We start from the raw sequence: 24,249 nt of genomic DNA, 5'->3' as shown, positions 1-24,249 counted from the left end.
ATTTGAGTATTTTTAGGGGGTGCTATGCTAAACAAAGATCTTGAAGTCACCTTGAATCTCGCTTTTCAACAAGCTCGAGATTCACGTCATGAATATATGACAGTAGAACATTTATTATTAGCATTAATTAATAACCCATCGGCTAAAGAAGCACTATTAGCCTGTGGTGCAGATCTGTCTCGTTTACACGAGGAAGTATCTAACTTCATCCAACAAACAACCCCATTAATCGCTGACACCACAGAAGAACGTGAAACTCAGCCTACCTTAGGCTTTCAACGTGTGCTTCAGCGTGCAGTATTTCATGTGCAGTCATCAGGTCGTAATGAAGTCACAGGTGCCAATGTCTTAGTTGCTATTTTTAGTGAGCAAGAGTCTCAGGCTGTATATTTACTGCGTCGCTGCGAAATAACGCGTTTAGATGTGGTTAACTATATCTCCCACGGTTTACCAAAAGACGATAGTGACGAAGAGATAAATAACCCAGAAGCCAGCGAAGAAGGCACTGAAGCCGGTGAAGATAGAAGTTTATTGGCTCAATTTGCTACAGACTTAAATCAATTATCTAAAGATGGGGTCATAGACCCACTCATTGGCCGTGATGATGAAGTTGAACGAGCGATTCAAACCTTATGTCGTCGTCGTAAAAATAACCCATTATTGGTCGGTGAGGCTGGTGTGGGTAAAACAGCCATTGCTGAAGGTTTAGCCTACCGTATCGTTAATGAGCAAGTACCTGATGTTATCAAAGATGCGACTGTGTATTCGTTAGATTTAGGCTCATTACTCGCTGGCACTAAATACCGTGGTGATTTTGAAAAACGCTTTAAAGGGCTATTAAAAGAGCTGGCCAAAAATGAACATGCGATTTTATTTATTGATGAAATTCATACCATCATTGGTGCAGGTGCCGCTTCAGGTGGGGTAATGGATGCCTCAAATCTGTTAAAACCTTTGTTATCCAACGGCTCACTTCGATGTATGGGCTCAACCACATTCCAGGAATACCAAAGTATTTTTGAGAAAGACAGGGCTTTAGCCCGTCGTTTCCAAAAAATTGATATTAACGAACCTTCGGTTGCTGAAACCACTAAGATTTTACTGGGACTTAAATCAAAGTATGAAGAACATCATGGGGTTCGTTACACTCAGGCTGCAATCAGTTCTGCGGCCAGCTTGTCAGCTAAGCACATTAATGACCGTCACTTGCCTGACAAGGCCATTGATGTGATTGATGAGGCGGGCGCTAGAATGGTGATGCTGCCAGCTAGCAAACGTAAAAAAACCATCGGTCAGCCAGAAATTGAAGCCATTATTGCCAAAATAGCACGTATTCCTGAGAAGTCCGTATCGTCTACTGACAAAGATTTACTTAAGAACCTTGAACGTAACCTTAAGATGTTGGTATTCGGGCAGGACAAAGCCATTGAGGGCCTTAGCTCTGCCATACGTTTATCTCGAAGCGGCTTAGGTGCAGAGAAAAAGCCTGTGGGCAGTTTCTTATTTGCCGGCCCTACTGGGGTGGGTAAAACCGAGGTGACTAATCAGTTGGCATCATGTTTAAACATGAAGCTTATCCGTTTTGATATGTCTGAGTATACCGAAAGACATACGGTTTCACGTTTAATTGGTTCACCACCCGGTTATGTCGGTTACGAGCAAGGCGGTTTACTTACTGATGCCGTAATTAAAAACCCGCATTGTGTGGTGCTGCTAGATGAAATCGAAAAAGCTCACCCTGACATTTATAATTTGCTGTTGCAAGTCATGGATCACGGTACCTTAACCGATAATAACGGTCGCAAAGCAGACTTTAGAAATGTGACCTTGGTGATGACCACCAATGCTGGCGTTCAAGAGTCTATCCGTACTTCAATAGGCTTTAAGCAACAAGACAACAGCCTTAATGCGATGTCAGAAATTAATAAAGTGTTTTCACCAGAGTTTCGAAATCGTTTAGATTCGATTATTTGGTTTAATCATCTTGATATGACCATTATTGCTAAGGTTGTCGATAAGTTCCTTATTGAGCTGCAAGCGCAGTTAGATGAGAAGCGTGTCACCCTCGAGGTCACTGATGAAGCGCGCACTTTATTAGCTGAAAAGGGTTACGATAAAAATATGGGCGCTCGCCCGATGAGCCGTGTTGTTACTGAGTTAATCAAACGACCATTGGCTGATGAAATCTTATTTGGCAAGCTTGAAACTGGTGGAATAGCAAAAGTTGATGTCAAAGATAATGAGCTGGTGATCAGTTGCGAATGTGAAGAGAAAGTCTCTTAAACCTTGTTAATTATTTGGCTCAAATAAAAATGGCTATCTGTTTTCAGATAGCCATTTTTTCTTGACGTTAATCGCCTAATTACTATTACTAAAAATTACTGCTAATTCTTAGTATTTGCCAGGATAGCTAGCAAATAAAAAACCCGACATTAAAGCCGGGTTTTTAATATATGAGGCAGGATTAACGTGCGCGGAAGACGATACGACCTTTACTTAAATCGTAAGGAGTCAACTGAACAGTGACTTTATCACCCGTTAAAATACGGATGTAGTTTTTGCGCATCTTGCCAGAAATGTGTGCTATCACTACATGACCATTTTCAAGTTCTACGCGGAACATTGTATTTGGCAAGGTCTCAAGGATAGTGCCCTGCATTTCAATGTTGTCTTCTTTCGCCATTAATTGGTTACCTTTATGCCTTCAAATATAAAAAATTCGCCGTATCATGCCGTAAAAAGCGCGAGCTGTAAAGGCTTGAAACACTAAAGCATAGGTTCTTTTTCAATATGTTGCCATCCTTGAGCTGTTAAGATTTGATAAGGACGATATAAACGCTTGTAATTCATTTTACGATTTTCATCAATTTGGTAGCCTAAATAAAGAAATTGCTTATGTTTTTGCTGCGCGAGCTGGCATTGCAATAAAATCATATATGACCCTAAGGAACGTTTTGCATATTCGGGGTCAAAATAACTGTAAATTGCCGACATTGAATGCGTCATCATATCGGTTACAGCAACGCCAATGAGCTTTTGTTGGTCATAAACTTCAATGAAGGTATCAGGTAGCCACTGGCAAGCAAGAAAGTCGTTAAACTGGCTCTCAGAGGGAGGATACATAGGACCATCAAAATGGCGACCAATAATATATTGTTCATATAATTGATAATGTGCCGCCGTACGCTCGTGCGTAACTTTCCAGGTTAAATCTTGATTATTCTTTAAGGTTCTTTTTTGTCTTTTGGATACCTTAAACTGGCCAACATCCACTCGAATGGACTGACAAGCCTGACAGCTAGGACATCTGGGTTTGTAAATTGAACTGCCATTACGTCTAAAACCCATTCCTAACAATTGTTCGAATAAGTTTGCGTCAAGTTCAGACTCTTGAATAACAAGTAATTGCTCTTGTAAACCGTCAATATAATTACAATCAAACGGCTGGGTTAGGCCAACGCTAATGCTTCTAGAACTCAAAATAGACCTCTTGTTGTAACCAAGTATCATCGTTAATAACTTGATTTCGTAATTGTTTTAGTTGAGCTAAAAATGCTTTTCTGGGAACGTCTACGGCGCCTAAATTGGCTAGGTGAGGGTTCATAATTTGTGCATCAATGAGTTTAAAACCCTTGTCGAATAAATGCTGGTTGAGCATAGCAAAGGCCGCTTTTGAGGCATTAGATTGACGATGAAACATTGACTCGCCACAAAACACGCTTCCCACTGCAATGCCGTATAAGCCGCCAACTAGCTCATCATTATCCCACACTTCAATTGAATGTGCTTTTCCCAGTTTATGCAGCTGTATATAGGCCTGCTGGATGTCAGATGAAATCCAAGTGCCTTGCTGTGTGAGCCTAGGTTGTGAGCAAGCATGGATAACCTCAGTGAAGGCTTTATTAATACTAAAGCGCCATGGACTTTTTTTGAGCAGCTTTAACATACTTTTATTTACTGCATGTCGCTTGGGGATAAAAATGGCTCTAGGATCTGGTGACCACCAAAGGATGGGGTCGTGTTCATTAAACCAAGGGAATATGCCTTGATAGTAGGCTTCCACAAGGCGTTGCGGGCTTAAATCACCACCAACAGCTAGTAAACCATTGGGATCTGACAATGCTTGTTGTGGATCAGGAAACAAAGGCAGTTTATTTAAATAGGACAGTGAGTTCACAATTGAGTATATTAATGAGTAGACCTTATGCATACGTTAGCGGAATTTTGCCTATGTTGAAACTCACAAACTGTTCTCGAGCACTTTTTAGTGCGATTTTGTTTATCTTAATCTCAGTGCCAGCAAGTGCGGCCTACGACCGAAATCAAGCTGTCCCAGTAGAAAAGGTTGTCTACGGCCAAGTTGAATCAATTAAACATGTCACTCAAACCCAGTTGGTGGAAGATCGAAATGTTGGCTGGAAAACATTTGGCGGCGCCTTGGTGGGCGGCGTTATTGGCCATCAATTTGGTGGTGGCTCAGGCCAAGATGTTGCAACTGTGCTTGGTGCGTTAGTGGGCGGCGCTGCTGCAAATCAGTATGGAAACACGACCAGAACATTAGAATATAAACTCATTGAAATGATGATAAACCTTGATGATGGTAGCCAAGTGATGGTGATTCAAGATCAAGATCCTGGCATGGCATTTAACGCAGGTGACGAAGTGAGGGTGGTTTATCTAAAAGGCTATGTCAGAGTTGATTTAGCCATGTAAGTCTGGACGTAATTTACACAATAAAAAAGGACACAATAAAAAAGGAGCCTAAGCTCCTTTTTTATTGTGTAAACGCACCTGAAACTAGAAACCGCGAGGTAAGGTACTTTTACCTGCCGCAGCTAGTTTTTCACGCCATAATTCTTTTGGCGTTTTACCACCAGAAGTTGACGTTGCTGGTGTACTTGCAACTTTAACAGCAGGCTTTTTAGCAACTGCTTTTTTTGCGACAACTGCTTTAACCGGCTTATCTGCTACAGGCGCAACAGCGGTTTGACCTTGTGTGGCTTCAAGGTGCATTTTCTCAAGTTCGCTAAAGCGTATCGACTTGCCGCCATCAATTTTGTACCAACTGCCTTTCTGTTCAATTTCAACAGATTTACCAGTTTGATTTTCAAGAGCCGCGGTTAATTCAGCGATAAGCGCTTCTTTTGTCAAGTTTGACATTTTGAGACCTATTTTTATTTATTGAATAGTTTATTTAATGTGTTCAACATCCCGTGGGCTAATTTTAATGTTTAATGTACTTAAAAGTCCAATTTATGCAAAAATCGCTCAGCTATTAGCCAATCTTAACAAGGGTTTTTCAATAAGTATTGGTCTGCGTTACACTATTACTATCAATAAATTTAGGGTTAGTTTTATGTCATTAACGTCTGTATCTCGCCAACAATTGTCTAAATATCTCAATGATTTTCTGAATGTGAATCAGTTTAAAGATTACGCTCCCAATGGGCTGCAAGTGCAGGGCACTGAACACATCAGCACGATTGTGACTGGCGTTACCGCTTGCCAAGCATTAATCGATCAAGCTGCAGCATTAAATGCAGACGCGATTTTAGTGCACCATGGTTTTTTTTGGAAAAATGAACCCGAAGTGCTTACTGGTATGAAATACCAAAGAATAAAATCACTAATGACCCACGATATGAATTTATTCGGCTATCATTTACCTTTAGATGCACATCAAACACTGGGTAATAATGCTGAATTAGCTAAAGAATTAGGTATTGTCGATGTTGAGGTGTGTACCGATATACCGCAAAATTTACTATGGCAGGGGAAATTTCCTCAGCCATTAACTGTTGCACAAGTTAATGCATTATTAACAGAGAAGCTTAATCGAGTGCCGTTACACATTGGTGACGAGACTGAGGTTATTTCATCTATTGCTTGGTGTACTGGCGGGGCGCAGGATTATATTGATCATGCTGCAGGCTTGTACGTTGACGCCTTTATCAGTGGTGAAGTGTCAGAAAGGACCTTTCATTGCGCTATGGAGCAAGGGATCCATTACTTTGCCGCAGGTCATCATGCTACAGAGCAATTTGGTATAAAAGCTTTAGGTGAACATTTAGCCAATGAATTTGGTTTAACCCATCACTATATTGATATTGTGAACCCTGTGTAATGTTTGTCACCTGAGCGCAAAATAACTACAGATAAGGAATAAATGGATGACTGAGTATTTTTTACAAGCGTTTATATATTTATCAGCTGCAGTTATCGCCGTACCATTGGCTCAACGTTTAGGGCTTGGCTCAGTGCTTGGCTATTTAATTGCCGGACTGGTCATTGGTCCCATCATCGGCCTTGTTGGCAGTGAAACCAGCACCATTCAGCATTTTGCTGAATTTGGTGTAGTGATGATGTTATTTCTGGTGGGCTTAGAGTTAGAGCCTAAAATGCTGTGGTCCATGCGGCATCGTCTTATTGGCATGGGCGGCTTACAAGTTGGCTTGTCAGTGGGCGGTGTGATGGCCATTGCGATGTTATTTGATATTCAATGGTCAATCGCATTAACCATAGGTTTGATTTTTTCATTGTCTTCAACAGCAATTGTATTGCAGACCTTTAATGAAAAAGGCTTAATTAAAACGCCTGCCGGTCGAAATGCATTCTCAGTGCTTCTGTTTCAAGATATTGCCGTGATCCCCATGTTGGCGTTAATCCCATTGCTAGCGTTACCTGAATTAGTCGCAGTGACACAAACAGCGGTGTCTGAGGCGGCAGCCCATCATGAAGAGTTATCCTTGGTGGCTGAACTCTCCAGTGGTGTGTATGCCATCGTTTTAGTGCTCTCAATCGCTTTTGTTATTTTTGGCGGCCATTATTTAACTCGACCCATTTTTAAATTTGTTGCAGATTCTGGTGTCAGAGAGATTTCAACTGCTGCGGCATTATTGTTAGTTATTGGCATTGCGGCATTAATGAGTTTGGTTGAGGTTTCACCTGCTTTAGGCACATTTTTAGCAGGTGTGGTACTGGCTAATAGTGAGTTTAAGCATGAACTTGAGGCGAATATTGCGCCGTTTAAAGGTTTATTACTGGGGCTATTTTTCATTACCGTGGGGGCGGGGATTGATTTTGACATCTTATGGCAATATCTAGGACCCATTTTAGCCATTACTTTTGGGGTGATGTTTTTAAAGGCATTGGTGTTATTTATATTGTCTTTTATATTCCGAATTACAGGTAGTGATAGGTGGCTGTTTACCCTAAGTCTCGCTCAAGCGGGTGAATTCGGTTTTGTGTTATTGAGCTTTAGCCAACAAAATGATGTATTACCCATTCATATCGCCCAGCCATTATCTATTGTGGTTGCCTTGTCGATGTTTTTGACTCCAGGCTTATTCATCTTCTATGAAAAGTTTATTGTGCCCAAATATGAAAAGAACTCAAACGAGCGGGAACAAGATACGGTTGATGAGCAAGGTGTGGTGATCATTGCCGGTATCGGTCGTTTTGGTCAGATAGTCAATCGACTGTTACTGTCTAATGGGGTTAAGACGGTGGTGTTAGATCATCAAGCGACCCAAGTCGATAATCTACGTAAAGTCAATACTAAAGCCTTTTATGGCGACGCTACGAGACCAGATTTACTTGAGACCGCAGGTGTTGCCACGGCATCAGCATTTGTTGTAGCGATAGATAATCCACAAGCCAGTGTAGAGCTGGTTAAGCACCTAAAACATAAATACCCTAAACTGAAAGTGATTAGCCGAGCATTTGACCGTGGACATGGCCATTTATTACGTCAGGCGGGGGCTGATTACGTTGAGTCAGAGACGTTTCGCTCAGCGTTAAAAGTCGGAGCCGAATCAATGAAAGCGATGGGCTTTTCTGATGAGCTTGTGCAAAGACAAAAGAAGACTTACATGCGAGTTGAGAGTGAAGCTTCTGAAGTGCTTTATAACGAGTGGGCTAATCGTTCAGATGGTGAAAAATTTGGTGGCGATTTTATCAACTTGTTTATTGAATACGAGGAACGTTTAAAAGAGGCTATCGTAGCTGATACTGAAGCGTATAAAAGTCAACGATTCGCCCAAGAACATCCTTGCGACCCAGACAAAGAAAACTGCGGTAAAATAAATAGTAATGACACTGACAAAGACTCAGAAACTAAGTTGATGTCTTAAATTTTATTATTCATAACCCATTAAAAAAGCCGTCAAATGACGGCTTTTTTGTTGTTAATAAGTCAGTAAACTTATTACATCACACGCATACCAGGTTTTGCACCTGCATGTGGCTCTAAAATCCAGATATCTTTTCCACCAGGACCGGCGGCTAATACCATGCCTTCAGATTCACCGAACTTCATTTTACGTGGTGCAAGGTTGGCAACCATTACAGTGTGTTTACCAATTAAGTCTTCTGGTGCATAAGCTGATTTAATTCCTGCAAAGACTTGCTTAGTTTCGCCGCCTAAATCCAGTTCTAATCGAAGTAGTTTATTGGCTTTTTCAATATGTTCAGCTTTAGAAATAAGCGCGATACGCAAATCAACTTTGGCAAAATCATCAAAAGTAATTTCAGGGCTTAGGGGCTCTTTCTCAAGCTCAGTTTGAGTAGCTTCCGGCGCAGCATCAGTCACTTTACTTGCAGTTACTTGTAAGTTTTCAGTTGATGCCTCAATGATAGCTTCAATGCTTTTCATTTCAATGCGCTGCATTAATGCTTTAAACTTAGCAATTTCATGGCCAGCTAGATCTACAGCTAAATTATCCCATGTTAATGGCGTCTGTAAGAAAGCTTCAACATTGTCAGCTAGCTTAGGTAGTACCGGTTTAAGGTAAGTGACTAAGATGCGGAACAAGTTAAGTGCATTGCTACACACTTGATGGGCTTCATCTTGCTTGTCTTCTTGTTTGATTAACTGCCAAGGCGCGGCATCAGCAACATAGGCATTTGCCATGTCAGCTAAAGCCATAATTTCACGCATCGCTTTACCAAACTCACGAGTCTCATATAAATCAGCAATGATATCCTGTTTAGCTAAAAAGGCCTCAGTCAAAGTCATATCGTTGATTTTAGCTAACTTGCCGTCAAAACGTTTACTGATAAAACCAGCGGTACGTGAGGCTAAGTTCACTAATTTACCAACTAGATCAGAGTTCACTCGCTGTGCGAAGTCTTCTAGATTTAAATCTAAGTCATCAACACGGCTGTTTAATTTCGCCGCGTAGTAATAGCGAAGATACTCAGGATCTAAATTATCTAAATAAGTACGCGCTTTAATAAACGTGCCTTTTGACTTAGACATTTTGGCACCATTTACCGTAACATAACCATGTGCATAAACAGCAGTAGGTTTACGAATACCCGCGCCATCTAGCACTGCAGGCCAAAATAAACCGTGGAAGTTGACAATATCTTTACCAATGAAGTGATAAAGCTCTGTTGTAGAGTCTTTTTTCCAAAATTCGTCAAAATCAAGGTCACCACGTTTATCACATAAGTTTTTAAACGAGCCCATGTAACCGATAGGTGCGTCTAACCATACGTAGAAAAATTTACCTGGTTGCTCTGGTATTTCAAAACCAAAATAAGGCGCATCACGGGAAATATCCCATTGCTGCAGACCTTGTTCGAACCATTCTCTTAGCTTGTTGGCGATTTCAGGTTGTAGTGAACCTGATGCAAGCCATTCACTTAACATGGTTTCAAATGCAGGTAAGTCAAAGAAGAAATGTTCACTGTCCTTCATTACTGGCGTAGCACCTGACACGACCGAGTAAGGATTGATTAAATCTGTGGTGCTATAAGTCGCACCACAGTTATCGCAGTTATCACCATATTGATCTTCACTCTTACATTTCGGGCAAGTGCCTTTGACAAAGCGGTCTGGTAAAAACATTTCTTTTTCAGGATCGAATAATTGAGAAATGGTTTTGGTTTTAATGTAACCACCATCACGCAACTTCAGATAAATATCGCTGGCAAGCTCACGGTTTTCTTTACAGTGCGTGCTATGGAAGTTATCAAAGTTGATATTGAAATCAGCGAAATCTTGTTCATGTTCTTTTTGAACTTGAGCAATCATTTCTTCTGGTGTAATACCCAGTTGTTGGGCTTTCAGCATGATTGGGGTGCCATGGGCATCATCTGCACAAATATAGTGACATTCATGTCCACGAAGTTTTTGGTAACGAGACCAAATATCAGTTTGAATATACTCAAGCATATGACCTAAATGGATAGGACCATTTGCATATGGGAGGGCACTTGTCACCAGAATTTTACGTTGTGAATTTGTCATTTTGTCTCAACAATCGATTACACCAAATATATGTTGATGATACTAACCGATCAAAGTGATTATTTCATCAAACAACAACAAAATGGGCTAAATTTGCGCTCATTTTTCTTGAATTCTGGTACACTTGAACAAATTTATCGCTGGGAGTTCTGCTTTTGTCTACTTCGCATACAGATTATCAATTAAGTGCTGACCTATTAGGTCCCGTGTTGAGTATTTTAGATGCATATCAAGATCCATATTTAGCCGAAGGGCTTGTATCTGCAGGTTGTGTCACTAAGCTTTCAATTGAAGGCAAACGTTTATCACTTGGGTTAGTTTATCCATACCCATGTATGACGCAATATCGTGATACTGTCATGGATGTGACTAAAAAATTAGCCGTACTTGATGCTATTGATGAAGTAGAGTGCGAAATTGATTTTCAGCCAAGAGTATTTTCTGCGGTTAGCTCTGTAGCGCCATTGCCAAATATTAAGCAAGTCATTGCTGTGGCTTCAGGTAAAGGTGGCGTGGGTAAATCAACCACGGCAGTTAACCTTGCATTAGCTTTAAAAGCAGAAGGTGCTGAAGTGGGCATCTTAGATGCTGACATTTACGGTCCTTCAATTCCTATGATGCTGGGTTTACAAGGTTTTAAACCGACTTCACCTGACGGGAAAATGATGACCGCAGCCAGTGCTCATGGCATTACTGCCCAATCAATCGGCTTTATGTTAGGTGATGGCGAAGCTGCAGTATGGCGTGGCCCAATGGCGGCCGGTGCTTTAAATCAGTTATTAACTGAAACCCAGTGGCCAGAACTTGATTATTTGGTTATCGATTTACCACCTGGAACCGGTGATATCCAATTAACCCTTTCGCAAAAATTTCCTGTGAGTGGCACGGTTGTGGTGACTACACCGCAAGATATTGCCCTTGAAGATGCGAAAAAAGGCATTACCATGTTCCAAAAAGTGGATATCCCAGTGTTAGGGATTATTGAGAACATGAGTTTTCATTTATGTCCAGAATGTGGCCATAAAGAACACCCATTTGGTACTCATGGTGGCAGTAAAATTGCCGAGCGTTATGAAGTACCGTTATTAGGTGCTTTGCCGCTTAATATCAACATTCGTGAATCAATGGATGAAGGTAACCCTGCAGTTGTGAGTCAGCCTGATTCTGAAGTGGCAGGGATTTATCGTGAGATCGCTCGTAAAGTTGGGGCTCAACTAGCCAAACAACAAAGTAAAAAGACAGTATCAATTAGTATTTCAGACGACGAGTAAGGTTTTAAATAATGAATTCTCCGCAATGTGTCATTATCGGTATCGCGGGTGCGTCAGCATCAGGTAAAAGTTTAATTGCTCAAACTATTTTTGAAGAGTTAAAGCGTGATTTAGGTACCGACCAAATTGGCGTAATCAATGAAGATGCCTATTATCGCGACCAGAGCCATTTATCAATGGAAGATCGTGTTAAAACCAATTATGACCACCCTAAAGCATTAGATCATCAGTTGTTGGCTGAGCATCTAAAACAGCTAAAACGAGGCGAGTCGGTTGATATTCCTTGCTACAGCTATAAGGAACATACTCGTATTGGCAAGACCTTAGATATGCAACCTAAAAAGGTGATTATTTTAGAAGGTATCTTATTATTAACGGATCCTAAACTGCGTGAATTAATGGATGCCAGTGTATTTATGGATACGCCGTTAGATATCTGTTTTTTACGTCGTCTATCACGTGATGTTGCTGAGCGCGGGCGTACCATGGAATCTGTGATTTCTCAGTATAAAGCGACCGTTAGGCCGATGTTTTTACAATTTATTGAGCCATCTAAGCAACATGCTGACATTATCGTGCCTCGTGGTGGTAAAAACCGTATTGCAACCGATATTCTTAAAGCAAGAATACAGCATTTATTGGCACGCTAGATATTAGCACGCTTAATATAGCCGTGTTTTGCGGATTAAAATTGTATTAAGATAAAATGATGACACAGAAAGGCTCCTACAAATGGGGCCATTCTTTTGTGTAAAACCGCTTGAATCGACATGCTAATATCAAGCTGGCAGTCAGATAACACTCAGGAACGAGAATGGCATCAGTATTTGTTAATGGATTACCACAACAGCAAATTAACCCACTGGATAGAGGTTTAGCCTACGGTGATGGTGCATTTGCCACCATGCGTGTGTTACAGGGTAAGGTGTTATTCATTGATGAACATATTGAGCGATTGCAGCAAGCATGTTTGCGTATGGGCTTTGCATTACAAAATCAACTTGAGTTAATAAATCAGCTTGAGCAGCACGGCCAGGTTTTAAACCAAGGCTGTATCAAAATACTCATTAGCCGCGGTGTAGGTGGTCGAGGTTACAGTGCCCCAGACATTGTGGAGCAAACAAGCGTCATTTCCTTACATGATATTCCCGCTCACTATCAGCAATGGCAACAGCAGGGGATCAGTTTATCTTTAGCGGCGATTAGCTTAGCGCGCCAACCAATACTTGCTGGGATGAAACACCTTAATCGGCTTGAGCAAGTGCTGATAAAGCAAAACCTATTACCACAAGGTTGCGATGACTGGCTGGTACTTGACACCGATGGCAATGTGGTTGAATCATCAATGGCCAATGTCTTTATTGTAGAAGGCCAAAATGTTTATACCCCAGCAATCAGCCACAGCGGTGTATCAGGGGTGATGCGACAACAAGTTATTATCGCGTTATTAGAAAACAACATTAACGTTTACGCTGAACCAATCAGCTTATCCAGGCTTAAGCAAGCAGATCATGTTTTTATCAGCAACAGCCTGTTGGGCGTTGTTAATATTAATCATCTTGATGATAACCAATATTCCAGCTGGCCTATGAGCCATAACTTAATTAAACAGTTACAATTATCACTCTAATATGAAAAAAATACTGACCGTTTTACTCGCATTTTTGATGACCCTAACCACAGTGGCTTGCATTGTCGGTTACTGGGGATATCAACAGATAATTGCTTATCCCAATCAGACTCTCACCGTCGATGCGCCTGTTGAGTTAACTATTTCACAGGGCATGAATGTCACCAAGCTTGCTAAAGATTTAGAGCATAAACAATGGCTAACAGATAGCTGGAAATTAAAATATCTGGTTAAGCTTAAACCTGAATATGCCCATATCAAAACAGGCTTATATCAAATTGAGCCGGGTGACAGCTTGGCCTCTTTACTGAATAAGATTAATTCGGGTGACCAAATCAGCTTTTCAGTAACGTTAATCGAAGGCAAGACTATTAAGGAATGGCAACAAGTGTTGGCCACATCACCGCATCTAACTTTTGATGAGCAAGTGTTCAATCGAGTGTTATTGAAAAATGGTGACGATTCAAATTTACCAGAAGGTAAGTTTTTCCCTGAGACCTATCAATATCATGCAGGCGATAGTTTAGAGTCGGTGCTGCAACGCAGTTATACATTAATGCAAACCACTTTAGAGGCTGCGTGGCAACAGCGCGATAAAGATCTTAAACTAAAAACACCCTATGAGTTATTGATCATTGCTTCAATCATCGAAAAAGAAACAGGCAAGCCAGAAGAGCGCGATTGGGTCGCTGCAGTATTTAATAATCGCTTAAAATTAGGCATGCGTCTTCAAACAGATCCGACCGTTATTTATGGCATGGGCGATCGCTACCAAGGTAATATCACTCGCAGTGATTTACGAGAACACACGGCATTTAATACTTATCGTATAAATGGTTTACCGCCAACACCGATTGCAGCGCCAAGTAAAGCTGCTTTGTTTGCAGCAGCAAAACCTGCTGAAGTCGATTATTTATACTTTGTCTCAAGAAATGATGGCAGCCATGTTTTTTCAAAGACACTTGCACAACATAACCGTGCAGTTAACGAATATCAGAGAAATAGAAAATGAGTAAAAACAACGCTAAATTCATTACAATTGAAGGATTAGAAGGCGCGGGTAAGTCCAGCGCAGTTGAATTAGTAAAGCAAATTATTACTGACCATTGTCATCAAGCGCCAATATGCACCCGTGAGCCAGGCGGTACGCCATTAGCAGAAAAAATTAGAGATTTAGTCAAAATTGCTGATGATAGTGATCCACTGTGTGATGAGGCTGAATGTTTACTGTTTTACGCAGCCCGTACTCAGTTAATTTCAAATGTCATTAAGCCCGCTTTAGCCAACGGAACTTGGGTATTAGGCGATAGACATAACCTCTCGTCGTTAGCTTACCAAGGCGGCGGTAGAGGATTAATGCCATTAGTAAAATCCATTAGTGATGCTTGTTTACAGGGCTTCAAGCCCGATTTAACCCTTTATTTAGATATTGAACCGCAATTAGGCTTAGCCCGCGCAGCCAAACGTGGTGAGTTAGATCGCATCGAGCAACAAGAATTGGATTTCTTTATTCGTGCTCGAGAAACCTTTTTAGCGTTTGCTGCTGAAGATAGCTCAATTTTAGTTATTGATGCTAGTAAACCCATTGATCAAGTCCATGAACAGATCCGAGTCGCATTAGCAGCGAATCTTGTGTAATGGTAATGACCTTGATTAAAACAGCGTAAAGTGAGTCATTGATGCAAGCTTTTGGATTAAATCAGTTGCCCTGGTTAGATGAACCGTTTCAGCGATTCTTAAATGAGTTAGCAAACGGGCATAGTGCTCACGCACAACTGTTAACCATAGATACCGGTCTAGGAGGGTATTTATTTGCTCATGAAATGGCCCATGCCGCCATGTGCCAAAACTTAACCCCTGTTGGGGCATGCGGTCAATGTAAAAGCTGTCTGTTATTTAAAGCGGGAACACACCCTGATTGTCATGTGATTAAAGCTGATGGCAATCAAATCAAGGTCGATCAAATTCGCGACTTATGTCAAAAATTAACGGTCACAGCCCAGCAAGGCGGTCAACGTGTCGCCATTATTCAAAACTGCGAGCAATTTAATTTAGCGTCAGCCAATGCGTTATTAAAAACCTTAGAAGAGCCGGGTAATAATATTTTAATTATTTTACAAACAGACGTGCCTTCAAGATTGTTAGCAACCATTAAAAGTCGCTGCCAGAATGTGGCCTTTAATGCCCCTGATAGACGCCAAGTATTAGCTTGGCTGTCTTCCCATCAATTATTACCACAACCTCCTTATGGCGAGAAAGCCCATGATGTGACTTGGTGTTTAAGTATGATTGGTGGGCCGTTGAAATTAGCTGAAAGCCTAGGTAATCAACATTACCAACAACTACTGCAATATCGAGTCGATTGGGCAAACAGTATTAAATCAGGACATTTGACTGGCAGTTTAATTAAGTTATCAGAGCAACAAATTATTGATGCACTTAATGTTTTATATTTGTACTTAAGGCAATATGTGTTAAAAAGTAAAGAGCTCGACGCATTAGCTGCGAGTAACATCATTGGTTTCTCATCGAAAGTCGCGCAAATGTGCCAAAAATTAGCGACGATGGCGAGTATAAACGCGCCTGCATTATGTCAAGACTACATTCTTGAATTTAGACAACTTATTCATTACAGACAATAGAATTACACTATGACCGATCTTGTTGTAAATTTTGATACTCTGCACCAGTTGTACAGAGCATATATGCCATTCATTAAACCTGCGGGTTTGTTTATTTCGACCACAGAAAGCCACTTTCTAGGTCAGGAGTTATCCATAGCTTATAAGTTGCCAGGTACTTCACAAATGGCTGATTTTCAAGGTGTGGTGGTGTGGATTAATCCACTTGGTGCATCAGGCGGCCGACCTGCGGGTATTGGCGTAAAAATAAAAACCGATCCTGAAAGTCATAAACATCATATTGAAAAGCTGCTTTCTACTCAGTTATCTTCAAGTGACATGACTTGTACCATGTAATAGTTAAACAAGGGTACTGTAAAGGTTCTTCCTCTATCATAGGTTTTATTTGGCTAATACAATTAAGTTAAACAAAAAATGTCAAAACCAAATCTAACCTTTGATTAAACTGTGGTAACTGCTGATATGAAAATCAGCTTGAAAGATAATCCTCCCCTAGGTATTCTTGCTGGCTTGTTTAAGCCTTTAAAGAATCATCATGTTAATCGACTCTCACTGTCATCTAGACCGCTTAAAATCCGCGCCAGATCAAGCTAGTTTGCACGCTATTGTAGATGCTGCAAAATCTCGCGGGGTTGAATATCTTCTTTGTGTTAATGTTCGCCAGCAAGGTTTTGAAGCCATGCGCGATAAAATGGCCGACTTTGATAATATATTCTTATCATCAGGGGTGCATCCACTTGACGTTAAAGACGGTCTCAATGTCAGTGAAATAAAGCAATTTGCCACTGATCAAAAAGTCGTGGCAATTGGTGAAACTGGCCTTGATTATTTTTATGCCCCTGAAACGAAAGTATTGCAGCAACAATGCTTTGAACAACAAATAGCCTTAGCCGTAGAGGTGAATAAGCCGCTGATTGTTCACACTCGTGATGCCCGCGAAGATACTATTAACATGTTAAAAGCTGGCTACGCAGACAAAGTGGGTGGGGTATTGCATTGTTTTACAGAAAACTGGGAAATGGCCAAAGCAGCGATTGATTTAGGTTTTTATATCTCGGTGTCAGGTATTGTCACTTTTAAAAATGCCGGTGAACTTCGTAGCGTGATCCGTAAAGTACCTAAAGACAGGCTACTGGTTGAAACTGACTCACCGTATTTAGCGCCAGTACCGCACAGAGGGCAAGAAAACCAACCAGCTTTTGTGCGAGATGTTGCTGAGTTTGTTGCCGAGTTACGGGGTGAGAAATATATCGATTTAGCCGAATATACCACGGAGAACTTTTTTAACTTGTTCAAAGAGGCTGCAATATTAGCCAAGCGTTAACTTACGCTTTTGTGGTAAATTTTGATATTAAGTTTAGGCTGAATTTAGGCAAAAAGAGACCCAAAACTATCCAATTGTTCTGGGTCTAGGGGAACGGCTCTTTTAGAAAAGAGCCTTGCGCTACTGTCGAAAACCAATTTCACTAAAAATCTTACTTCTCAGTATAGACCCGTTAATCATACTTTGCCTAAAAATCGCGCAACCGGTCAGTGTTTTATGCCGCAATAGCTTAACAACTAGCGCCTACTGATAATTGTTAAACGATAAAAGTCGCTGAATTATCGGCAATAAAGTGTATCTACTCTATTTTATCTTTTACCAATTCTCTTGGTAAATTATTTTTCAATCTATGGCCTAAATGCTTTACCACCCCTAATGGACTGTGGTGATGAGTGACAATCATTTCGCCCTTTGGGGTTAAGTCTAAATCGCTAAAGCTATCAGTGGCGATATCACGGCCCATTAAAAAGTCTTTCGCTTGTTGAGCATCAAGTTCGATAATTTTATCGTCTGAGCTGATATAGCGCCTAAGGCAGATAATGGCTTCATGTTTCACCTTAAAGCCTTTTTTCATCACATCGGCCAATTTGACCCCAATGCGTTGATAACGCATTAAACCGGTGAAATCGTTAAATTCAGCTGGAAATAACCAATACTCATCATCACGGATCATCACCGTATGATCTGCAGGTAAAGTGAGATTAAAGGTGGTGCTAAAGTATTGTTCAATGGCGGATGCTTGTTTGGCATTCGCAACAGAAAACGGGAAGTTACGCTGAGGCTTAGGCTGCTTTTTAATTCGTTCAACAGATGCGGTTTTAGCAATTTTAGCGACGAAGAAACCTTCGCTATCATAAATTTGTGGCCAAACGTGTAAAAAACCTTCTTGGGTACAGGCTTGTTCTGCGCCAGGGAATAAATCAGTTAGAGGAATAAATTCAACCGCATCGGCATAGGTTTGTCTTAAAAATTGACAAATTTGCTGATTTTCAAGTTGACTTAAGGTGCAAGTGGAATAAACCAATGTGCCACCGGGCTTTAAGGCTAAAAAGGCGGATTGGATCAGCTGTTTTTGAGTCTCGGCAATATCAACAACATCATCTAATTGCCAGTTTTTAAGCGCATTAACGTCTTTTCTAACCGTACCTTCGCCACCGCATGGTGCATCGAGCAACACAGCATCAAACTTTTCAAATAAATACTCCCCAAAGACTTTGCCATCAAAATGGGTGAGGGCACATTGCTTTACGCCCATTCTAAGCACGTTGGCGTGCAAAATTTTAACGCGACTGGCAGAGTACTCATTAGCAATTAATAAGCCTTGATTATCCATTAAGGCGGCTAACTGAGTCGTTTTTGAGCCAGGTGCTGAGGCGACATCGAGGATCAGTTTACTGTGGTTATCATTTTGTAGCAGCGCAACAGGTGGCAACATCGAACTGGCTTCTTGGATATAAAATAAGCCTTGAATATGCTCAATCATATTACCAATTTGCACATCATCGCTGACTGAAACCCAAAACCCTTCAGCGCACCAAGGGATAGCTTCAAACTGCCAGCCATTATCAGTCATTATTTGGGTAAATTGCGCCACGGAAATCTTTAAAGTATTTACTCTGATTGATTTACGTAAAGGACGATTACAGGCAGCAATAAAGTCGTCCATATTAAGATGTGCGGGGAGTTCTGTAGCAATATGGGTTAAGTATTGCGGATTTATTTGAGCCATAGTAAAAATATCGATAAAACAACTGTGTAATAATGCGATAGATTATATCATGCATTTTCACGGTGTCGCTCACCCTGTTAAAGAAAGCGCAACCAACACATTCGCTAACAGCTGATGTTGAAAACTACAGCTGTGAAAAATAACGGAGTATTCAGTGCTAAATAGAGTTTGGTTGTTTTTTTTCTTAACGGCAGCAATCGCCATAATCGTGCAATTGTTTAATGGCCATGTTGAGGTATTAGGGGAGTCGGTTAAAGCTATTTTTAGTAGCGCTAAGTTAGCTGCTGAAATATCCATTGGCTTAATTGGTGTATTAGCGCTATGGATGGGGCTGATGCAAGTGGGTGAGAAAGCCGGTGTGGTTACGGTATTTGCTAAACTATTTGAGCCGTTATTATCAAAGTTAATGCCAGAGGTGCCAAGGGGGCATAAAGCTTACGGCAGTATCACCATGAATCTCACCGCAAACATGTTAGGCCTAGACAATGCAGCTACGCCGCTTGGTCTTAAAGCGATGCAAGACTTACAAAGCCTAAACCCAAATAAAGACGTGGCGACCAATGCGCAGATCTTGTTTTTAGTGCTCAATACTTCCTCAGTCACTTTAGTGCCAGTGACGGTATTTTTGTATCGAGCTCAGCAAGGTGCAGTCAATCCAGCAGATGTGTTTTTACCTATTCTATTAACCACAGTGGCATCAACCTTAGTGGGTTTATCTGTCGTGGCAATTGTTCAGCGTATTTCTTTAATCAATAGTGTGGTGCTGGCTTATGGCGCAACTTTGTTTAGTATATTAATTGCGGGTGTGTTTTATTTATTAACCCTATCTGCTGAAGCCATTGGAACATTATCGACTGTATTAGGTAATGGCATATTATTAGCCTTAATTATGAGTTTTATCCTGATTGCTGGTTACCGCAAAGTCGCCATTTATGATGAGTTTGTCGAAGGGGCCAAAAGCGGTTTTTCCCAAGCAATAATGTTAATTCCATATTTGTTGGCAATGTTACTCGCCATTGGATTATTGCGCTCATCGGGCGCCCTTGACTTTGCCCTTCAAGGCATAGCAGGCCTAGTGAGCTTGTTGGGGTTTGACAGCCGTTTTGTCGATGCCATGCCTACGGCGTTAATGAAACCATTTAGTGGTTCAGGGGCAAGGGCGATGATGTTAGAAACGATGGAGCATCATGGGGTAGACTCTTTTGCGGGTCGTTTATCGGCGATTTTTCAAGGGAGCACAGAAACCACCTTTTATGTACTTGCGGTGTACTTTGGCTCTGTCGGTATTCGAAATAGCCGCCATGCATTGGGCTGTGGCTTAGCGGCAGACGTCGGCGGAATAATGGCTGCCATCGCCGTTTGTTATTGGTTTTATGGCTAAGCACAACAGCTATTAAACGAGCAATAAAAAATCGGCAAATGCCGATTTTTTATTGGATGTTATCTACGCGCAGAAAGGTTATAAAGGCTTCACTTGTTCAGGTTTCCATTTACGCCATTCGGCTTTCATTTTGTTATGCAGGGTAAATCTTTCATCGAGAGCTAATTGATTCGTTTTATCCGTTACTTCCTCGGTCACGACTGAAATGCCACCTGAAAGCAGCGTTTCAAGAGAGCCTGTTTCAATTTGAGCGCCAGAGAAAATACCCACTTCAAGTTTTATACCTGATGCATCCCAAAACTGACTTGTTTGATTCACTAAGTGGGCATATTGTTTTTCAATGTGTGAATACATTAATACTTGGTTGCCATTGTAAGATAATGAGTAACCATCCACTTGCCCAATAGCAATACCTCTGAAGAAAATTGGGGTGCCAATTTTTATCGAACCAAGCTGACTATCAACTAGGGTCACTTTTAATGCATCTTCATCGATATCCGCATCGTAATGCGCAGCTAGGAGACCATCAAACTGTGTTGCTTGTCGTTCTGACGTGCCAGGTAACACGCCAATGTAAGGGCCGGTTATCAAGGTTTCTGGCGCTTTAATACCCACTAATGAAATTTGTGCATCGACGACAAAAAATTCACTGTCTTCTTTGGTGAAATGTTGTGCGTATTCACCATAAAGATAAGCACTCACGGTTAAGTTGGCTAAGTCTTGATTGAGTTTAACCTGTTGGATCACACCCACTTGATGGCCTTGATAACGAATCGCTGCTTTTGCAGCTACTTTGGCATCAGCTGGTAGTGATAGTGTTATGGCTTTGGCCTGTTTTAGGGCCAGCTCTTTAGAATCATATAAACGAGTTTGATTGCCTTGTTGGTTTTCTGGCAACAAACCTAGGCTAATACTGCCTTTTAAGGCGCCTTCTAATGGAGCGATATCAACATCAATGCCAGATAAACTTGCATTGATACTGGCGGCATCATTTCGCCAAAATACGCTGTTACTTCGAACCAAGTTAGTAAACCTTTTTTGAATGGCCACCGTGATTGAAAACTTATCAGTTTGACTGTTCCAATTTACTTCTGAGACAGAGCCAATACGCATTTTTTTGTAATAAACCGGTGAGCCATGAGCTAAACCTGCGCCATCAATACTGTCTAGCGCCAAGGTACTCATTGATGATTTATTCAAGGCCGTTAAGGCTTGATCAGCAGATTGATATAACGAAAATTTTGCTTGAGGTTTAACTACAGCCTTAGCTTTACCTGGCACCAAAGATACAGCGCCAGCAAGCAGGGTATTAATATCTCGGGTTTTGACCTTTACGCCATCTAAGGAGGCATCTATGGCAAGCGCCGATTCAGACACAAAATAACTGTCCACAGTGAGTAATGATGAATATTCAGGCTGAATGTCCACTGAGTATTCAACACGGCTAAAGTCATCAGATAATTTTACTTGGCTAATCTCACCAATAGGCATTTGTTTGTAACGCACCTCAGCCCCAGCGCTTAAACCACTGTGTTCATCAGACGTTAATTTGATGGTCAACTGGCTAGCTTGCATAAGGTCCGGTGCTTGAGATTGTAATTGATACTCTTGTGGCAGCGCGTTGTCGCTCACTCCAGGTAGTACATTGACTACACTACCAGTGATCAACCTTGCAGCGTGCTTAACGCCCTCTAAAGAAATATCAGCACCTGCAATCCAAAATTGGGTATCTGCGTTTAATAAGTGTTGGTATTGACTATCAAACTTAGCTAAAAACTTCACGCCGTTTTCAGTTAGTTGGGTTTGATGAATCTTACCCACATCAATGCCGCGATAAACTAACGTTGAGCCTTGATTAATCTCATCAGCATTATCGGCTAGCAGAGTGAATTCGATGCCTTTGACAGCACTTTCTTCATCAGGGTAAAGCACAAAGTTGTCACCATTTTGCGCCGCGGCAGAATTAGCGACTGAATTAAAACTAATTCCGCCAGCGAGCAGCGATGCCAAGCTTTCGGTATTGACTTTAATGCCCGACATAGACGCATCAATTTTTAGACCTGACACGTTCCAGAACTGGGACTCTTGTGTCACTAAATGGGCGTACTGTTGCTCGATAAACGTGCTGATATTAATGGTATCGCTGTCAATTAAGCGATAGTTTACAACTTTCCCTACAGGTATTTGACGGTAAAACACCATTGAGCCGATATCCAGTGAGCCTAATTTTGAGGTGGTCAGCGTAATAAGCACCCCATTAGTATCAGGAAGCATAGTTGGCGCATCTTTTAAGGCGACAAATTCAGATGCTGAGCTGCCATCACCGGGTTGAACGGCAATATAATTGCCTGAAAACAAGGTATCTAAACCTTCAATACCAGTGATACTGGCTTTAGGCGTGACCAACCAGAACTTGGAATTTTTATTGAGAAATGGTTCAGAGCGATAATCCATAATAATTTTGACATTAACGCCAGACAATTCATTGTCGATACTGATATCTGTCACCTTACCAACGGTCAAACCTTGGTATTTGACTAAGGTTTTACCTATGTCGATACCAATGGCACTAGGAAAATGGACTTGAATTTCAATACCAGATTCTTTAATGCTTTTGACGCCTAACCAAGCACCAAGGGCCAAGGCCACAATCGGTAATAACCAAATTGGCGAGAATAATTTCTTTTTAACAATTTTTGGCGATTCAATTTTTGTCATTATTTTTTTCCAAGCGATCCCAAAGTAAACGAGTATCCAAAACTTTTGCAGCTAACTGTGTCAGTAAGATAACTAAAGCAAATGCGGTAGCAGCAGGCGCAGGTTTAGCGTCTAATAGTTGCCCCATATTAACCACGGAAACGGTTAACGCAATAACAAATAAATCTAACATCGACCATCTGCCAATCCATTCAATTATATGAAAGCCAATCATTAATTTCTTTTTTGAAATAGGTAAATTGAAACTAATAGCAGAGAGGTATATCGCTAAACCAATAATTTTGAGCCAAGGGACTAAAATACTGGCAGCAAATACGATAATAGCAATGGGGATCATTTCTAAGTGAACTAAATGCACGATACCAGAGAAAATGGTGTCATAAGTGACCTTGCCCTGATTGGTTACCATAGTTATAGGGTAAATATTTGCTGGTACCAGTAAGATTGCTGCTGTTATAAGTAGAGCCCAGCTTTGCTGTAAACTGGCCTGATTTCGAGCTTGAATTTTAGAATCACAGCGACGACATCGGCTACGGCTAATGCTATTTATTTTTCGGCAAACAGTACACAAACAAAAACCAATTTGTTTTCCTTGAAAAATTGGCATTTTACTCGTCATGTGTAAACCCCCACATATGTTCCAAATTGTACTCTCGTTGTAAAAATAAGATCACCAAAAAAAGCATACTAAAAGAAAAAGTCCCCATACCAAGATGTATATCAGCAAAGTCAGAAAGGTTAAATGCCGCCACCAAGAATGAAATAACATAAATTTCTAACATGGTCAGCTGCGATAATAGAACATGGTTTTTAAGAAGATTTCGGTAGGTGTGCTGCCAAAAAGATGATTGTAACTTTAATTTAACGATAAAGACTTGTATTAAAATGGATACAATCAATAAGCCGGGAGCAATAACCGCAGAAGCCATAACCGCAATGGAGACAATCCAATAGCCTTGGTTGCCGACAGCAATAGCTGATTCGTAAACCGTACTGGTTCTGACACTGCCTAAAAAATGAATTTCAATGACAGGTAAGACTGTGGCAGGGATATAAAATAATAACGCAGCAATGCATAAGGCAAGCATGCCATTAATTGAGCAGTAAGGCACGTCGTAAAGAGTAGTGTGACAGCGAGGGCATAGCGCCCGAACATTGGATGGAAGGGCTCTTTTTTGTACCGCTAAATCACAGGAACGACATAATAATATTGTGTTTGGGTCAAGACTTTTCGGCATATATAAACGTAAACCGTCCACTTAGAGAAACATTAACGGGTAATATAATAATGTTAAACAC

Annotated in this window: 22 protein-coding genes; 13 read left to right on the top strand and 9 right to left on the bottom strand. The window is 41.0% G+C overall.

The features are described from left to right. Positions 1 to 24: 24 nt before the first annotated feature. Positions 25 to 2,283 carry an ATP-dependent Clp protease ATP-binding subunit ClpA gene (gene clpA, locus AB4160_RS07560; RefSeq protein ID WP_372004121.1) on the top strand — a complete coding sequence of 753 codons (2,259 nt, stop codon included), beginning with the start codon at positions 25 to 27 and terminating at the stop codon, positions 2,281 to 2,283. A 181-nt stretch (positions 2,284 to 2,464) separates the two neighbouring features. Here clpA and infA read toward each other — a convergent pair whose 3' ends face one another. The 3 genes from infA to aat form a co-directional block, all read right to left on the bottom strand. Further along, entirely contained in the window at positions 2,465 to 2,683 is a 219-nt protein-coding gene (infA, locus tag AB4160_RS07555; protein ID WP_011496276.1) for a translation initiation factor IF-1, read from the bottom strand. An 83-nt stretch (positions 2,684 to 2,766) separates the two neighbouring features. Beyond that, the gene (locus tag AB4160_RS07550; protein ID WP_102437866.1) at positions 2,767 to 3,510 is read right to left on the bottom strand and encodes an arginyltransferase; all 744 of its coding nucleotides are present in this window, start codon (positions 3,508 to 3,510) and stop codon (positions 2,767 to 2,769) included. Continuing rightward, positions 3,470 to 4,177, bottom strand: a complete 708-nt coding sequence (aat, locus tag AB4160_RS07545) for a leucyl/phenylalanyl-tRNA--protein transferase (RefSeq protein WP_102437907.1) — start codon at positions 4,175 to 4,177, stop codon at positions 3,470 to 3,472. The genes AB4160_RS07550 and aat overlap by 41 nt, the downstream gene beginning before the upstream one ends. 53 nt (positions 4,178 to 4,230) lie before the next feature. Between aat and AB4160_RS07540 the strand changes: the two genes are divergently transcribed. Further along, positions 4,231 to 4,713: a glycine zipper 2TM domain-containing protein gene (locus AB4160_RS07540; protein WP_102437864.1), complete on the top strand. Its 483-nt coding sequence runs from the start codon at positions 4,231 to 4,233 to the stop codon at positions 4,711 to 4,713. 84 nt (positions 4,714 to 4,797) lie between these two features. Here AB4160_RS07540 and AB4160_RS07535 read toward each other — a convergent pair whose 3' ends face one another. Next, positions 4,798 to 5,160, bottom strand: coding sequence for a hypothetical protein (locus AB4160_RS07535; RefSeq protein WP_102437862.1), 363 nt, complete (start codon positions 5,158 to 5,160; stop codon positions 4,798 to 4,800). Positions 5,161 to 5,356: 196 nt separating this feature from the next. Here AB4160_RS07535 and AB4160_RS07530 point away from each other — a divergent pair, with 196 nt between their 5' ends. Both AB4160_RS07530 and AB4160_RS07525 read left to right on the top strand, forming a co-directional pair. Beyond that, positions 5,357 to 6,124, top strand: coding sequence for a Nif3-like dinuclear metal center hexameric protein (locus tag AB4160_RS07530; protein ID WP_303409898.1), 768 nt, complete (start codon positions 5,357 to 5,359; stop codon positions 6,122 to 6,124). 46 nt (positions 6,125 to 6,170) lie between these two features. Next, positions 6,171 to 8,132 (top strand): monovalent cation:proton antiporter-2 (CPA2) family protein, encoded by a 1,962-nt coding sequence (locus AB4160_RS07525; RefSeq protein WP_372004119.1) that lies wholly within the window; start codon positions 6,171 to 6,173, stop codon positions 8,130 to 8,132. A 74-nt stretch (positions 8,133 to 8,206) separates the two neighbouring features. On the opposite strand, the gene metG is transcribed toward AB4160_RS07525, so the two are convergent. Next, complete coding sequence (gene metG, locus AB4160_RS07520) at positions 8,207 to 10,255, bottom strand: methionine--tRNA ligase (RefSeq protein ID WP_372000309.1); 2,049 nt, start codon at positions 10,253 to 10,255, stop codon at positions 8,207 to 8,209. A 155-nt stretch (positions 10,256 to 10,410) separates the two neighbouring features. Between metG and apbC the strand changes: the two genes are divergently transcribed. The 8 genes from apbC (at position 10,411) to AB4160_RS07480 (ending at position 17,122) form a co-directional block, all read left to right on the top strand. After that, the gene (gene apbC, locus AB4160_RS07515) at positions 10,411 to 11,526 is read left to right on the top strand and encodes an iron-sulfur cluster carrier protein ApbC (RefSeq protein WP_303409893.1); all 1,116 of its coding nucleotides are present in this window, start codon (positions 10,411 to 10,413) and stop codon (positions 11,524 to 11,526) included. Between the two features lie 11 nt (positions 11,527 to 11,537). Further along, the gene (gene udk / locus AB4160_RS07510) at positions 11,538 to 12,176 is read left to right on the top strand and encodes a uridine kinase (RefSeq protein WP_102437854.1); all 639 of its coding nucleotides are present in this window, start codon (positions 11,538 to 11,540) and stop codon (positions 12,174 to 12,176) included. 164 nt (positions 12,177 to 12,340) lie between these two features. Then, a complete protein-coding gene (pabC, locus tag AB4160_RS07505; RefSeq protein WP_372004116.1) occupies positions 12,341 to 13,156 on the top strand; it encodes an aminodeoxychorismate lyase in 816 nt (271 codons plus the stop codon). Between the two features lies 1 nt (position 13,157). Next, positions 13,158 to 14,168, top strand: a complete 1,011-nt coding sequence (mltG, locus tag AB4160_RS07500; protein WP_102437848.1) for an endolytic transglycosylase MltG — start codon at positions 13,158 to 13,160, stop codon at positions 14,166 to 14,168. Then, positions 14,165 to 14,794 (top strand): dTMP kinase, encoded by a 630-nt coding sequence (gene tmk, locus AB4160_RS07495; protein WP_102437847.1) that lies wholly within the window; start codon positions 14,165 to 14,167, stop codon positions 14,792 to 14,794. The genes mltG and tmk overlap by 4 nt, the downstream gene beginning before the upstream one ends. Before the next feature lie 41 nt (positions 14,795 to 14,835). Further along, positions 14,836 to 15,798 (top strand): DNA polymerase III subunit delta', encoded by a 963-nt coding sequence (gene holB, locus AB4160_RS07490; protein ID WP_102437845.1) that lies wholly within the window; start codon positions 14,836 to 14,838, stop codon positions 15,796 to 15,798. Between the two features lie 9 nt (positions 15,799 to 15,807). Next, a complete protein-coding gene (locus AB4160_RS07485; protein WP_076536275.1) occupies positions 15,808 to 16,134 on the top strand; it encodes a PilZ domain-containing protein in 327 nt (108 codons plus the stop codon). 199 nt (positions 16,135 to 16,333) lie between these two features. Further along, on the top strand, positions 16,334 to 17,122 hold the full coding sequence (locus tag AB4160_RS07480) for a TatD family hydrolase (protein WP_372004114.1): 789 nt from the start codon (positions 16,334 to 16,336) through the stop codon (positions 17,120 to 17,122). A 298-nt stretch (positions 17,123 to 17,420) separates the two neighbouring features. Here AB4160_RS07480 and rsmF read toward each other — a convergent pair whose 3' ends face one another. Then, positions 17,421 to 18,851: a 16S rRNA (cytosine(1407)-C(5))-methyltransferase RsmF gene (gene rsmF, locus AB4160_RS07475; protein WP_372004112.1), complete on the bottom strand. Its 1,431-nt coding sequence runs from the start codon at positions 18,849 to 18,851 to the stop codon at positions 17,421 to 17,423. Positions 18,852 to 19,005: 154 nt separating this feature from the next. Between rsmF and AB4160_RS07470 the strand changes: the two genes are divergently transcribed. After that, positions 19,006 to 20,232 (top strand): nucleoside recognition domain-containing protein, encoded by a 1,227-nt coding sequence (locus AB4160_RS07470; RefSeq protein WP_102437839.1) that lies wholly within the window; start codon positions 19,006 to 19,008, stop codon positions 20,230 to 20,232. A 78-nt stretch (positions 20,233 to 20,310) separates the two neighbouring features. Here the strand turns inward: AB4160_RS07470 and AB4160_RS07465 are convergent, their stop codons facing one another. Genes AB4160_RS07465 through AB4160_RS07455 form a run of 3 tightly spaced genes read right to left on the bottom strand, consistent with a single transcriptional unit; the run spans position 20,311 to position 24,188 of the window. Continuing rightward, positions 20,311 to 22,950, bottom strand: coding sequence for an MlaD family protein (locus tag AB4160_RS07465; protein ID WP_372004110.1), 2,640 nt, complete (start codon positions 22,948 to 22,950; stop codon positions 20,311 to 20,313). Then, positions 22,937 to 23,569, bottom strand: a complete 633-nt coding sequence (locus tag AB4160_RS07460) for a paraquat-inducible protein A (RefSeq protein WP_372004108.1) — start codon at positions 23,567 to 23,569, stop codon at positions 22,937 to 22,939. The genes AB4160_RS07465 and AB4160_RS07460 overlap by 14 nt, the downstream gene beginning before the upstream one ends. Next, the gene (locus AB4160_RS07455; RefSeq protein WP_372004106.1) at positions 23,559 to 24,188 is read right to left on the bottom strand and encodes a paraquat-inducible protein A; all 630 of its coding nucleotides are present in this window, start codon (positions 24,186 to 24,188) and stop codon (positions 23,559 to 23,561) included. The genes AB4160_RS07460 and AB4160_RS07455 overlap by 11 nt, the downstream gene beginning before the upstream one ends. Between the last annotated feature and the right edge of the window lie 61 nt (positions 24,189 to 24,249).

The sequence above is a fragment of the Shewanella sp. 10N.286.51.B8 genome (assembly GCF_041469325.1).
Taxonomy (GTDB): Bacteria; Pseudomonadota; Gammaproteobacteria; order Enterobacterales; family Shewanellaceae; genus Shewanella.
This window is presented reverse-complemented; position numbering and strand designations above follow the sequence as displayed.

Bases quoted from the DNA above. Each gene is read 5' to 3' on its own strand.
- tmk (WP_102437847.1), top strand. From the start codon at position 14,165: ATGAGTAAAAACAACGCTAAATTCATTACAATTGAAGGATTAGAAGGC.
- AB4160_RS07550 (WP_102437866.1), bottom strand. From the start codon at position 3,510: ATGATACTTGGTTACAACAAGAGGTCTATTTTGAGTTCTAGAAGCATT.
- metG (WP_372000309.1), bottom strand. From the start codon at position 10,255: ATGACAAATTCACAACGTAAAATTCTGGTGACAAGTGCCCTCCCATAT.
- AB4160_RS07485 (WP_076536275.1), top strand. From the start codon at position 15,808: ATGACCGATCTTGTTGTAAATTTTGATACTCTGCACCAGTTGTACAGA.
- udk (WP_102437854.1), top strand. From the start codon at position 11,538: ATGAATTCTCCGCAATGTGTCATTATCGGTATCGCGGGTGCGTCAGCA.
- AB4160_RS07530 (WP_303409898.1), top strand. From the start codon at position 5,357: ATGTCATTAACGTCTGTATCTCGCCAACAATTGTCTAAATATCTCAAT.
- clpA (WP_372004121.1), top strand. From the start codon at position 25: ATGCTAAACAAAGATCTTGAAGTCACCTTGAATCTCGCTTTTCAACAA.
- pabC (WP_372004116.1), top strand. From the start codon at position 12,341: ATGGCATCAGTATTTGTTAATGGATTACCACAACAGCAAATTAACCCA.
- AB4160_RS07535 (WP_102437862.1), bottom strand. From the start codon at position 5,160: ATGTCAAACTTGACAAAAGAAGCGCTTATCGCTGAATTAACCGCGGCT.
- AB4160_RS07525 (WP_372004119.1), top strand. From the start codon at position 6,171: ATGACTGAGTATTTTTTACAAGCGTTTATATATTTATCAGCTGCAGTT.
- rsmF (WP_372004112.1), bottom strand. From the start codon at position 18,851: ATGGCTCAAATAAATCCGCAATACTTAACCCATATTGCTACAGAACTC.
- AB4160_RS07480 (WP_372004114.1), top strand. From the start codon at position 16,334: ATGTTAATCGACTCTCACTGTCATCTAGACCGCTTAAAATCCGCGCCA.
- infA (WP_011496276.1), bottom strand. From the start codon at position 2,683: ATGGCGAAAGAAGACAACATTGAAATGCAGGGCACTATCCTTGAGACC.
- AB4160_RS07455 (WP_372004106.1), bottom strand. From the start codon at position 24,188: ATGCCGAAAAGTCTTGACCCAAACACAATATTATTATGTCGTTCCTGT.
- mltG (WP_102437848.1), top strand. From the start codon at position 13,158: ATGAAAAAAATACTGACCGTTTTACTCGCATTTTTGATGACCCTAACC.
- AB4160_RS07465 (WP_372004110.1), bottom strand. From the start codon at position 22,950: ATGACAAAAATTGAATCGCCAAAAATTGTTAAAAAGAAATTATTCTCG.
- AB4160_RS07460 (WP_372004108.1), bottom strand. From the start codon at position 23,569: ATGACGAGTAAAATGCCAATTTTTCAAGGAAAACAAATTGGTTTTTGT.
- AB4160_RS07540 (WP_102437864.1), top strand. From the start codon at position 4,231: ATGTTGAAACTCACAAACTGTTCTCGAGCACTTTTTAGTGCGATTTTG.
- holB (WP_102437845.1), top strand. From the start codon at position 14,836: ATGCAAGCTTTTGGATTAAATCAGTTGCCCTGGTTAGATGAACCGTTT.